9 protein-coding genes are annotated in these 12,775 nt (G+C 61.3%); 3 read left to right on the top strand and 6 right to left on the bottom strand.

The window, feature by feature from the left end; translation table 11 throughout:
- Positions 1-13: 13 nt before the first annotated feature.
- From ACA054_RS16575 to ACA054_RS16595, 5 genes are all read right to left on the bottom strand, one after another.
- Positions 14-1,141 carry an acyl-CoA dehydrogenase gene (locus ACA054_RS16575; RefSeq protein WP_497685207.1) on the bottom strand — a complete coding sequence of 376 codons (1,128 nt, stop codon included), beginning with the start codon at positions 1,139-1,141 and terminating at the stop codon, positions 14-16.
- A 130-nt stretch (positions 1,142-1,271) separates the two neighbouring features.
- On the bottom strand, positions 1,272-2,465 hold the full coding sequence (locus ACA054_RS16580) for an acetyl-CoA C-acyltransferase (RefSeq protein ID WP_497685208.1): 1,194 nt from the start codon (positions 2,463-2,465) through the stop codon (positions 1,272-1,274).
- A gap of 12 nt (positions 2,466-2,477) precedes the next feature.
- Complete coding sequence (locus tag ACA054_RS16585; protein WP_497685209.1) at positions 2,478-3,239, bottom strand: SDR family NAD(P)-dependent oxidoreductase; 762 nt, start codon at positions 3,237-3,239, stop codon at positions 2,478-2,480.
- A gap of 16 nt (positions 3,240-3,255) precedes the next feature.
- A complete protein-coding gene (locus ACA054_RS16590) occupies positions 3,256-4,920 on the bottom strand; it encodes an AMP-binding protein (protein WP_497685210.1) in 1,665 nt (554 codons plus the stop codon).
- A 248-nt stretch (positions 4,921-5,168) separates the two neighbouring features.
- Positions 5,169-6,185, bottom strand: a complete 1,017-nt coding sequence (locus ACA054_RS16595) for an AraC family transcriptional regulator (RefSeq protein WP_497685211.1) — start codon at positions 6,183-6,185, stop codon at positions 5,169-5,171.
- Positions 6,186-7,258: 1,073 nt separating this feature from the next.
- Here ACA054_RS16595 and ACA054_RS16600 point away from each other — a divergent pair.
- The 3 genes from ACA054_RS16600 to ACA054_RS16610 all read left to right on the top strand — a co-directional run bounded on the left by ACA054_RS16600 (position 7,259) and on the right by ACA054_RS16610 (position 10,338).
- The gene (locus tag ACA054_RS16600; protein WP_497685212.1) at positions 7,259-8,116 is read left to right on the top strand and encodes an SDR family oxidoreductase; all 858 of its coding nucleotides are present in this window, start codon (positions 7,259-7,261) and stop codon (positions 8,114-8,116) included.
- A gap of 191 nt (positions 8,117-8,307) precedes the next feature.
- Positions 8,308-9,657: a cation:proton antiporter gene (locus ACA054_RS16605; RefSeq protein WP_497685213.1), complete on the top strand. Its 1,350-nt coding sequence runs from the start codon at positions 8,308-8,310 to the stop codon at positions 9,655-9,657.
- 204 nt (positions 9,658-9,861) lie between these two features.
- Positions 9,862-10,338, top strand: a complete 477-nt coding sequence (locus tag ACA054_RS16610; protein WP_497685214.1) for a PA2171 family ribosome-binding persister protein — start codon at positions 9,862-9,864, stop codon at positions 10,336-10,338.
- 517 nt (positions 10,339-10,855) lie between these two features.
- On the opposite strand, the gene ACA054_RS16615 is transcribed toward ACA054_RS16610, so the two are convergent.
- A complete protein-coding gene (locus ACA054_RS16615) occupies positions 10,856-12,775 on the bottom strand; it encodes a hybrid sensor histidine kinase/response regulator (protein WP_497685215.1) in 1,920 nt (639 codons plus the stop codon).

The raw sequence follows: 12,775 nt of genomic DNA on the forward strand, positions 1-12,775 counted from the left end.
AGTGGGTTCCTTTTCAAAGATTGCGCGAAATGACCATGCGTTGAATATCGCTGGTGCCTTCGTAGATCTGGCAGACCCGCACGTCGCGGTAGATCCGCTCCAGCGGGAAGTCGTTCAAGTATCCGTAACCGCCAAGGGTTTGCAGCGCCGATGAGCATACCTTCTCGGCCATTTCCGAAGCGAACAGCTTGGCCATCGAGGCCTCCACCAACGCCGGTTTGCCGCTGTCTCGGAGCGCCGCAGCGTAATGCACCATCTGCCGCGCCACGGCGATCTGGGTCGCCATGTCCGCCAGGCGGAATGCCACGGCCTGGTGCTCGATGATCGGCTTGCCGAAGCTCTCGCGCTCACGGGCATAGTCGCGGGCCGCTTCGAACGCGGCGCGGGCCATGCCCACCGATTGCGAGGCAATGCCGACACGCCCGCCTTCGAGGTTGGCCAGGGCGATCCTGTAGCCTTCGCCTTCTTCACCCAGGCGGTTGGCCACTGGCACTTTGACGTCTTCGAAGAGAATCTGGCAGGTGTCCGAGGCGTGCTGGCCGAGCTTGTCCTCGACCCGGGCGACTTTGTAGCCTGGCGAATCGGTGGGCACGATGAACGCCGTAATGCCGCGCTTGCCGGCAGTCGGGTCGGTCACGGCGAACACGATCACCACCCCGGCGTTCTGCCCGGAGGTGATGAATTGTTTGCAGCCGTTGAGTACGTAGTGATCGCCATTCAGGCGGGCACGGGTTTTCAATCCGCTGGCATCGGAACCGGCCTGTGGCTCGGTCAAGGCAAAGGCACCCAGCATCGCGCCGCTGGCCAGGGGTTTGAGGAAGCGTTCCTTTTGCTCGTCGTTGCCGTAGTTGAGGATCGGCACGCAACCCACCGAGTTGTGCACGCTCATGATGGTCGAGCAGGCACCGTCGCCCGCGGCGATTTCTTCCAGGGCCATGGCGTAGGCCAGGTAACCGGTATCGCAACCGCCCCACTGCTCCGGCACCAGCATGCCGAAGAAGCCCAGTTCGCCCATCTCGGCGATGGCTTCCTTGGGGAAGCGGTGTTCACGGTCCCACTCGGCGGCGAACGGTTTCAGCCGTTCCTGGGCAAAGTCCCGGGCCGCGTCGCGTATCTGCTGTTGTTCGTCATTGGGGATCATGACCATTCCTTGAAAATGTAATTGCCCTTTGTAGGAGCCGCCGCAGGCTGCGATCTTTTGATTTTGCTTTTAAAAAATCAAGATCAAAAGATCGCAGCCTGCGGCAGCTCCTACAGGGATTGTGCGAGCGTTAGTACAGGCATTCCACGGCCATCGCCGTGGCTTCGCCGCCACCGATGCAGATCGCTGCAACGCCGCGTTTCAGGCCTTTCTGGCGCAGGGCCGAGAGCAGGGTCACGAGAATCCGCGCGCCAGACGCACCGATCGGATGGCCGAGGGCGCAAGCGCCGCCGTGCACGTTGAGTTTTTCATGAGGAATTTCCAGCTTGGTCATGGTCACCAGGCTGACCACGGCGAAGGCTTCGTTGACTTCCACCAGATCGACGTCGCTCAAAGACCAGCCGGTTTTCTTCATCAGCTTCTCGATCGCGCCCACCGGCGCTACCGGGAACAGGCTCGGGGTATCGGCGAACGCCGCATGACCGTGGATCACCGCCAGCGGCTTGAGGCCACGCTTGTCGGCATCAGAACGGCGCATCAGCACCAGTGCCGCCGCACCGTCGGAGATCGAACTGGAGTTGGCCGCCGTCACGGTACCGCCATCACGGAACGCCGGTTTCAGCGAGGCAATCTTGTCCAGCCGGGCTTTCGGTGGCTGCTCGTCATGGCTGATCGTCACCTGCTCTTTGCCGACGGTGACGGTCAACGGGACGATCTCGTCCTTGAAGCTGCCGTCCTTGATGGCCTGCTGGGCGCGGGTGGTGGAAGCCACCGCAAATGCATCCTGGGCCTCACGACTGAAGCCGTTGGTTTCGGCGCAGTCTTCGGCGAAGGTGCCCATCAGGCGCCCCTTGTCGTAGGCGTCTTCCAGGCCGTCGAGGAACATCGAATCCTGCACCCGGCCGTGCCCCATGCGGTAGCCGCTGCGGGCGCGGTCCAACAGGTACGGCGCGTTGGACATGCTTTCCATGCCACCGGCGACTACAACCTCGGCGCTGCCGGCCACCAGCATGTCATGGGCCAGGATGGCCGCTTCCATGCCCGAGCCGCACATCTTGTTGAGGGTGGTGCAACGGGTCGACTTATCCAGCCCGGCGCCCAGCGCCGCCTGACGCGCGGGGGCTTGACCCTGGCCGGCAGGCAGTACGCAGCCGAACAACACTTCGTCGACGGCATCGCTTGCAACGCCGGCACGTTCAACCGCGGCCTTGATCGCGGCGGCACCGAGTTGCGGCGCGGTGAGGCTTTTCAGTTCGCCCTGGAAACCACCCATCGGGGTGCGGACGGCGCTGACGATAACAATCGGATCGTTGGCAATAGTCATGACAAATCCTCCTTATTTGGCCGCCATGCGCAAGGCACCGTCGAGACGGATCACCTCGCCATTGAGCATGCTGTTTTCAATGATATGCCGAACCAGCGAGGCGTACTCGGCGGGTTTGCCCAGGCGCGGTGGAAACGGCACGCCGGCGGCCAGGGAGTCACGAACTTCCTGGGTCATGCCGGCCATCATCGGCGTTTCGAAAATGCCCGGGGCGATGGTCATGACGCGAATGCCGAAGCGCGCCAGTTCACGGGCCGCGGGCAAGGTCAGGCTGACAATCGCACCTTTGGACGCCGCGTACGCCGCCTGGCCGATCTGGCCGTCGTAAGCCGCGGCCGACGCGGTGTTGATGATCACGCCGCGCTCGCCATCGGCGTCCGCTTCGGTTTCGGCAATCGCTGCCGAGGCCAGGCGCAGCATGTTGAAGCTGCCGATCAGGTTGACGTTGATCACCTGGCTGAAACTGGACAGCGCGTGCGGACCGTTCTTGCCGAGGATCTTTTCGCCACGCACGATGCCGGCACAGTTGACCAGGCCATTGAGGCCACCAAAGGCCTTGACCGTCGCCTGTACCGCAGCCTCCGCCGCCGCTTCGTCGCTGATGTCCGCCACCACGCTTTGCGCGCCCAGTCGCTGGGCCTGGGCCTCGACGGCTTCGGCGTTCATGTCCACCAGCATCACTTTGGCACCTGCCGCGACCAGCATTTCAGCGGTCGCTGCACCGAGGCCGGAAGCACCGCCGGTGACGAGAAAAACCTTGTTTTCGATCTGCATCATTGTTTCCTTGGATTCAAGCTGAAACGTTCTTCGCGGCGGCCTCTTGAGCCTTGGCGATTTCCTGGTTGCGCAAGATAAAGCGCTGCAATTTGCCGCTTGGGGTTTTTGGCAACTCGCTGACAAATTCGATTTCACGGGGATAGGAGTGTGCCGCCAGGCGCTTGCGCACGTGTTGGCGCAACTCTTCGGCCAGCTCCGGCGTTGCGCGGTACTGCGAGCAGATCACGACGAAGGCTTTGACCAGCTCGGTGCGTTCCGGATCGGGTTTGCCGACCACCGCCGCTTCGATCACGGCCGGGTGTTCGATCAATGCACTTTCCACATCGAACGGGCCGACGCGGTAGCCGGACGTGGTGATCACGTCGTCGCTACGGCCGACGAAGCTGATGCTGCCGTCCGGGTTCCACTCGACCGTGTCGCCGCTCAAGTAGTAATTGCCGACGAAGGCCTTGGTCGGTGCGCCTTCGTAGCCGGCGAACCAGCACATCGGTGACTGGGTGCGGTCGATGGCCAAAATGCCCGGCTGGCCGACGCCCAGTTCCTGGTAGTCGTCGTCCAGCACCACGATGCGGTGGCCGGGCGAGCTAAAACCGGCAGCGCCCATATGGATCGGGTGCTCCAGGCCATGGTGGTTACACAGCACCATGCCCAGTTCGGTCTGGCCGTAATGGTCATGGATGACCACTTCCAGATTATCCGCGAACCAGCGGATCACTTCCGGGTTCAGCGGCTCGCCGGCGCTGCTGACAATGCGCAGCTTGCCTTTGATCGACTTGGCGAATTCGTCGCCACCGGCAATCAACAGGCGATAAGCCGTCGGTGAGCCGGTAAGGTTGGTGATCCCGTACTTGTTGATCACCCGGCAGGTGCTTTCCAGGGTAAACGGGCCATCGTAGAAGGTGATCGGGTGGCCCATGGACATAGGACCGGTGACGCCGAAATAGATGCCGTAGGCCCAACCCGGATCGGCCACGTTCCAGAAGGCGTCTTCAGGAAGCAGGTCCACCGCGTCACGGGTGTAGCTCTGGAAGGCGACGATGGCCTTGAGCGGCACGGACAGCGCTTTGGATGGACCGGTGGTGCCCGAGGTGAACATCAGCAGGAACGGGTCTTCGCCGGTCAGCAGTACCGGTTCGCAGACATTGGCGTGGTTGGCCAGTTCGGCCCAGAAGCTGTAATCGCCGCGGACAATGCCCTGCCCCTTGGCACCTGCGACGGTGACGATGGTCGGGCAGTCGGCGACTTCCGCGAGTTTCGAGCGATTGACCGCGTCGGTGACCACCACTTTGGCCCCGGAACTGCCCAGGCGATGCTCGATGGCCTTGGGGCCGAAGGCAGTAAACAAAGGTTGATAGACCGCGCCGATACGCCAGGTGGCGAACACGGTGATCAGCAATTCGATGTTACGTGGCAGGAGCCCGGCGACCTTGTCGCCTTTCTTCACGCCTTGGGCCAGCAGGAAGTTGGCGAAGCGCGCGGCTTTGTCCTGCAGGTCGTTGAAGGTGTAGGTCGCGCTGGTGCCGTCACGGCCTTCCCAGAACAACGCGATACGCCCAGGCAGCGCATGCCGGTCGCAACACTCGATGCAGGCGTTGAGGGCAGTCAGATTGCCTGCGAGTGCGGCATCGACGGTGTGCTGATAATTGAACTGTGAAACAGCAGACAAGTAATCGCGCATTGCCAGAATCCCTCTGTATTTTTTGTTAGGTGGGGGGAACCGTAACCAACATGGAAATACTCGCTCTGCGCGGGGTGTCGGGCAATGGTCAAAGTTATCAAGTTGCTTGACTGCTTTGGCCAAGGCTGTAGTAGCGAGCATGCTCGCGATGGTCGTTAACGATAACGCGGGCATTCAGTCAACCCGCGTTATCGTTGACCACCATCGCGAGCATGCTCGCTCCTACAGGCGAAGAGGTGCGCCCGTAATCAATGGGTTTCGTTGAGAATCAAACTACGATAATGCCCGGGATTGGACCCCGACCATTTGCGAAACGCCTTGTAGAACGAGCTCGCATCGGCAAACCCCAACCGGGTGGCGATTTCGGCGAAGCTGATGGCCGGTTCGGCCAGCCAGGCGATGGCCAGTTCCTTGCGCACGCTGTCCTTGAGCCCCTGGTACGTCTGGCCTTCCTCGGCCAAGCGACGGCGTAGGGTCGAGGCCGACATGCACAGGCGCTGCGCCAGGGCTTCGGTCTCCGGCCAGTGTTCGGCGGGGAGTTGCCGCAGGTCCTGCTTGATCCGGCTCGCCAGGCTTTGCGGATCGCGGTACTTGACCAGAATGTTGGCCGGCGCATGGGCCAGGAAGCGCCGCAGCTCCTCAAGGCTGCGCTTGATCGGCAAACCCAGGCAGTCAGCGGAAAAGATCATCCGCGTGCGCGGTCGGTCGAAGCGCAGGTTCTCGGAGAACATCACCTGATAGTCATGGCAGAAATCCGGCTGCGCACAGCGCAACTCGATCGCCAGGATCGGAATTCGACGTCCGGCCAGCCAGCAAGCAACACCGTGCACGATCATCCAGTAGGTAAAGTAAGTGAAGGCCCGACGCGGCTCATGGTCGTCTTCGAGCAAGACGATTTCCGCCAGGCTTTGCTGATGCACCAGCTCGGCGGGCATGCGCTCGAGCATCAACGACAGGAAGCTCAAACCACTGTTGAGCCCGGCCGCCAGGCTTGGCTGGACCATGGCACAGCGACAGAGAAACTCCAGGCTGCCGGATTTGAGTTTGCGCGGGTCCATGCCAAAAAACTCGTCATCCCCACGCCGGGCCAGCAAGCGCCACAGACGCGCATAGGCGCTGGCCGGAACACGGGCGTCGCTGCTGCCGAGCAACCCCGGATCGATGCCGACCTTGTGCAATACCTCATCAGTGGCCGCGCCCGGGGCGCAACTTTGCAGCAGCGCTTCACGCACCAGTTGAATGGAAATGGTGTCTTTTTCCGACATTGCGCGAGGCGAGCCCTGTTCTTGTTTGAGTGGTGGGCATATTAGCTCAGCCGTCTGTCCGGCGCAGATTCCTGTAGCGGCTAGCTTGTTGTATCCGACCTATCTTTTGTTCAATGCGTACATATCCATTCCTGCGGTAACGGCCACCTATGGTTTCGCCCGTACGGCGAGTCACTTTCGAAAATCCGGAAGCCGGCCCAGTCGAAAGTAACCAAAGCGCTCCTGCCCCACCACTCGGTGCCTCGCTAGGGCTCGGCATGCCCTCTCTCCGGCATTGCTCCGTGGGTCGCCGCGATGGGCCATCCCTGGCCCAGCGCGGCTAAACCGGCGTCCTGCCGGTTTACCCACTACGCAATGCCTGCGTTCGGCCATCGTGGTTTAACGGGGCGCCCAGATCAAAAACCAAAACGAGGCGGCCTGACAGCCGACCTGATTTTTGCGGATACCTCCAACCCCCTGTGGGAGCGAGCTTGCTCGCGATGGTCGTCAACGATAACGCGCCCTGTCTGGATGAACGCGTTGTCTGGAAGTCCATCGCGAGCAAGCTCGCTCCCACAGTTGGATCGCAGACAGACCTGCAATCAGGTCGGCTATAAGGCCGCCTCGCTCTTGCTTTGGCTTTTGATTTTCTTGCCCCATCGAGAGGCCGAGTGGAGGTTCTGCACAGTGGGTAAACCGGCATGGATGCCGGTTTAGCCGCGCTGGGCCAGGGACGGCCCATCGCGGCGGGCCCACGGAGCAGGACCGGAGCGAGGGCATGCCGAGCCTTAGCGAGGCACCGAACGTCAGGGGCAAGAGCGTTTGGTTACTTTGCGCTCTTCAAAGTGACCCGCTGTAAGAGCGGAACCATAAGTGGCCGTTACCGCAGGAATGGATATGTACACCTGAAAGACAATCATCGGCCGTCAGACGCCTTCGCCGGCAAGCCTGGCTCCTACAAGGTTTTTCGCCCGCCGTCAGGGCGCAATCTTAAGTCGCCGTTACCGCAGCAATGGATCGTCATCCAACCGAACTCCACACAAAAAGCCAAGGTCAACCCTTTGACCGCCCAACCTTGAACCCGGAGATCGACGATGAACGACTACCCCAAACCACCCTTCCCCAAACAACACCAACCCGTCCCCGGCTCCCAACGCAAAATGGACCCGTACCCGGACTGTGGTGAGCAGAGCTACAAAGGTTCGGGTCGATTGATCGGCAAGATCGCCCTGATTACCGGTGCCGACAGCGGCATAGGCCGCGCGGTGGCCATTGCCTTCGCCCGTGAAGGTGCCGATGTGGCCGTGGCCTACCTTGATGAACAGGAGGATGCGCAGGAAACCGCGCGCTGGGTTGAACAGGCCGGCCGCCAATGCCTGCTGCTGCCGGGTGACCTGGCTCACAAGGTGCATTGCCGGGCCCTGGTGGAGAAAACGGTCGAGCGTTTCGGCCGCATCGACATCCTGGTCAACAACGCGGCGTTCCAGATGACCCACGAAAATCTCGAGGACATCCCCGACGAAGAATGGGTGATGACCTTCGACGTCAACATCACCGCCATTTTCAGGATCTGCCAAGCGGCACTCAAGCACATGCAGCCCGGCAGCTCGATCATCAACACCAGTTCGGTCAATTCCGACATGCCCAACCCCACCCTGCTGGCGTATGCCACGACCAAGGGCGCGATCGCCAACTTCAGCGCCGGCCTGGCGCAAATGCTCGGGCCGAAGAATATCCGGGTCAACAGCGTGGCGCCGGGACCGATCTGGACACCGCTGATCGTCTCGACCATGCCCGAGGAAACGGTACAGAACTTCGGCGCCAACACCCCGCTCGGGCGTCCCGGCCAGCCGGTGGAAGTGGCACCGATCTATGTGCTGCTAGCCTCGGATGAAGGCAGCTACATCACCGGCCAGCGTTTTGGGGTGACCGGGGGCAAGCCGATCCTGTGATTGCGCGCTGCACCTGAAAAATGGAACCAGGCCAGACCACCGACGCTCTACACTGCATAGGGCTCCCTGGCGGGCCTTTCGATACCTGGAGATCGTCATGTCCGCACCTATCGTCGAATTGTTCATTCAGCCGAACTTCGCGCGGACGCCGGGGTACTTGCGCGCTACCGTCGATCAATGATCCCCGGGCCATGAGCTTCATTGCCTGGGTCGCGGTACTGGGTGCCGTACTGCTGACGCTGGCGCTGACCTCGTCCTACCTGCGCTGGATGCCGGTGACCACCTCGGCCGTGTGCCTGGCATTGGGTGTGGCCATCGGGCCGGCGGGGCTGGGATGGCTCAGGCTGGATATCAAGGATGCCGCGTACTGGATGGAGCACCTGACGGAAGTCGCGGTGCTCTTTTCGTTGTTCGTCTGTGGACTCAAGCTGCGCCTGCCCCTCAGGGACCGTAGGTGGCGCGTGGCTTTCGGTCTGGCGGGGCCGGTCATGGTCCTGACCATCATCGGGGTCTGCCTGTTGCTGCATTATGCCTTCGACCTGCCGTGGGGGCCGTCGTTGCTGATCGGCGCGATTCTGGCACCCACCGACCCGGTACTGGCTTCGCTGGTGCAGGTCAACGATGCCAAGGACGTCGACGCGGTGCGCTTCGGCCTGTCCGGTGAGGCCGGGCTCAACGATGGCATCGCGTTTCCCTTCGTCATCCTGGGCTTGCTGTTTATCCAGCAAGGCGGTGGTTCTTCCACCGCCTGGCTTGATGACTGGGCGCTCAAGAGCCTGCTCTGGGCGGTGCCCGCCGGATTGCTGGTCGGCTATGGCATGGGCCGCGCCATTGGCCGCCTGACGTTGTCCATGCGCATCAGGAACGCCGACAGCACCCTTTCGCCCAACGACTACCTGACCTTTGCCCTGATCGCCCTGGCGTACGTCGCCGCCGAGGCTGTGCACGGCTACGGTTTCCTGTCGGTGTTCGCGGCGGGCCTGGGGTTGCGTCGGGCCGAGGTCAAATCGATGGGACACTCACAGACGCCGGCCGAGCACCTGGTGCAGCCGGTGGTCGGCCATCAGAATGTAGAGCCCGATGCCGCCGTGCATGGTGATGTAGCGAACATGGAGGAAGCGCAGGTGGCGGCCGGGATCATGATCGGCGACATGCTGTCCTTTGGCAGCCTGGTCGAACGGGCCATGGAAGTGTTCCTGGTGACCTTGCTCGGGGTGGTGCTGGTGGGTCATTGGGACTGGCGCGCACTGGCTATTGCACTGGTGCTGTTCTGCGTAATCCGGCCGCTGATTGTCGGGCTGGTGCCCTGGGGCACTTTGCTTGACGGCAAGCAAAGGCTGCTGATCGGCTGGTTCGGGATTCGCGGCATCGGTAGTTTCTACTACCTGTTCTACGCCTTGAATCATGACCTCGCACCGTCGATGGCGACCTTGTGCACCGACCTCACACTCTCCGTGGTCGCCCTGAGCATTCTGATTCACGGAATCAGCACCCAACCGCTCCTCGCCCACTATGAACGGCAAAAGCAGCCGTCCGCTTGACCGGACCTTGCCGTGGCGAAGTGCATGAGTCAAAGGCCGGACTCATGCAGCCTGCATGGCCCCTAATGGCCATTAGCGCTTATAACCTATTGATTTGTCAGCTCTTAAAAGAGGCGTCCAAAGCGGCACGACAAATGCTCCAGAACGGTGAGTGACCTGCGGTAGAAACCGTTCGCGCTGCCCTCAACCTGGAGAGACTCAATCATGAATGCCATAGACCTGTTGAAAGCCGACCATGAACGCGTAAAAGGCATCCTCAGCCAGCTGAGCGAATCCACCGAGCGCGGCCTTAAAAAACGCACCGACCTCCTAGCGAAGCTGGAAATGGAAATCTCGATCCATACCCGCCTGGAAGAAGACATTTTGTACCCGGCGTACAAGGAAGCCGGGGGCAAGGAGCAGGACGTCATGTATTACGAAGCCAAGGAAGAACACCGTACCGTGGATTCACTGGTGCTTCCGGATCTGAAAGTCACCGACCCGTCCACGCCCGAGTTTGCCGGTCGCGTCAAAGTGGTCAAGGAATTGCTCGAACACCACATTGAAGAGGAAGAGACCGAGATGTTTCCCCAGGCTAAAAAGCTGCTGGGTAAAGCGACGCTGGATGAACTGGGAGCAAAAATGGAAACCCTCAAAGCCCGCCTGAAAAAGGAACTCGACGCCTCGCACATGGCTGCGTGACGGTTGGGTACAAGACGGTATCTACAGGGGACCACGCTCACCCGAAATCAGGCCGGCCGGTAGGCCGCCTCGCGTTGCTTTTGCTTTTGATTTTCTTGCCCCCTGGAGAGGCCGAGTGGAGGTTCTGCGCAGCGGGCAAACCGGCATGGATGCCGGTTTAGCCGCGCTGAGCCAAGGATGGCCCAGCGCGGCGGGTCCTGTAGGAGCGAGCATGCTCCGGGCGGCGTTCCGACGAAAAACCTGAGAGCACCGTGGGGTGTCAGGCTCCCCGCGTCATCGTTGACCTCCATCGCGAGCATGCTCGCTCCTACAGGCCGGGCGGCGTTCCGTGCTTCCAAGTGACTCGTCGTAAGGGCGAAACCATAGGTGGCCGTAACCGCAGAAACGGATATGTACGCCGAAAGAATAGGGTCGCCAGTCAGGCCGCCTTCGCGAGCAGGCTCGCTCCCACAGTAGATCGGGTACAGTCGCGAGAAATTGGTCGGCTGTCAGGACGACTTCGCGAGCAGGATCACGCTTACATTGCCGAGGCGATGATCTCCACCAGATTCAGCTGGGTAAACGGCTTGGATAACCGCGGCAGCCTGGACGCAAATCCCTCCAGGCGCTCGGCATAACCGGTGGCCAGGATTATCGGCAAGCCGGGCTTGAGCGCACGGATGGCATCCGCCAGCTGCGCGCCGCTCATGTGCGGCATGGCCATGTCGGTGATGACAAGATCAATTGCCGGATTGTTCTCGAACAGTTCCAGGCCCTGGGCACCGGACGTCGCGCTGATCACACGGTGTCCGAGGTCTTCAAGCAACAGGCATGTGCTGGTCAACACCAGGCTGTCGTCATCCACCACCAATATGCACAGCCGAGGCACTTCCGGCGCTATCGGCCCCTCGACAATGGGGGCCGCTACCGAGCCCGCCGAGGCCACGGGCAACCACAGCTCTGCGGTGGTGCCCTGGTCTTTCTGGCTCTTGAGAATGAATCGCCCGCCCAATTGTTCGATGAAGCCATGAACCATCGACAACCCCAGACCGGTGCCCTTGCCCAGCCCTTTTGTGGTGAAAAACGGGTCCATCGCCGACGCCAGTGTCGCTTCATCCATCCCTTCGCCGGTGTCGGTAACACTCAAGCACACATAACGTCCCGCCAGCGGGGCGGATCGGGATTGATCAGCGATTGTTTCGGCGCGGGCACTGATGACGATTTTTCCGCCATTGGGCATGGCATCGCGGGCGTTCGTGGCCAGGTTCAGCACCGCCAATTCGAGCTGATTGACGTCGGCCAACACCTGCTCGATCTGCGCTGGAAAACGGGTTTCCAGTGCCACCGCAGGCCCGAGTGAGCTGCGTAGCAGTCCGGAAATCCCTTGTATCAGGGCGGGGAGCTCCACGGGTTCGGACTTGAGTTCCTGCTTGCGGGCAAAGGCCAGCATGCGCTGGGTCAGGGACACGCCTCGCAACGCACCCTGGGTGGCATTGTCGAGCAAACGGATGATTTTCGGGTCGTCGGCCAGGCGTTTGCGCACGATTTCCAGATTGCCGAGAATGACTGTCAGCAAATTATTGAAGTCGTGGGCAATCCCGCCGCTGAGCTGGCCGATGGCTTGCATCTTCTGCGCCTGGAACAGTGCTTCGCGGGTTTGTTCAAGCGCCTGCTGCGCCTGGGTCGCTTCGGTGATGTCGCGGGTGATCTTGGCAAAGCCGAGCAAGGTACCGGTGTCCCCCCAGATCGGGTCGACCACGACATGGGCGAGGAACCTGGTGCCATCCTTGCGCACCCGCCATCCCTTGTTCTCGAAGCGTCCCTCGCGCGTGGCAATCTCCAGTGCCCGGCCTGGCAAGCCGTCAGCCCGGTCTTCAGGGGTGTAGAACATCGAAAAATGCTGGCCAATGACTTCTTCGGGCAAGTAGCCCTTGATGCGTTGGGCCCCCAGGTTCCAGTTGGTCACGCGGCCATCCGGGGCAAGCATGTAGATGGCGTAGTCGGTGACGCTTTGCACCAGCAGCCGAAACTGTTGCTCGCTTTGCTTGAGGGTCTCTTCGGCCATCTTGCGGTCAGTCAGGTCACGGGTGATCTTGGCAAACCCCAGGAGCGTACCCGACGCGTCGTAAATCGGATCGATCACCACATGGCACCAGAAATGCGTGCCGTCTTTGCGCACGCGCCAGCCTTCGCCTTCGAAACGCCCCTCGCGAATCGCCGTGTCCAGCGCCCGCTGGGGCAAGCCGGCGCGACGATCTTCGTCGGTGTAAAAGCGCGAGAAATGCTGACCGAGAATCTCGGCCTCCTCATAACCCTTGAATCGCCTGGCCCCTGCGTTCCAGCTGGTAATGATGCCATCGGGATCAATCATGTAGATCGCGTAGTCAACCACCGCATCGATGAGCAGGCGCAGGCGCCTGTCTTCAATGCTCCCGGCCCGGGTTCGGTCTTCTCTCAT

The sequence above is a fragment of the Pseudomonas sp. LBUM1653 genome, from assembly GCF_059716115.1.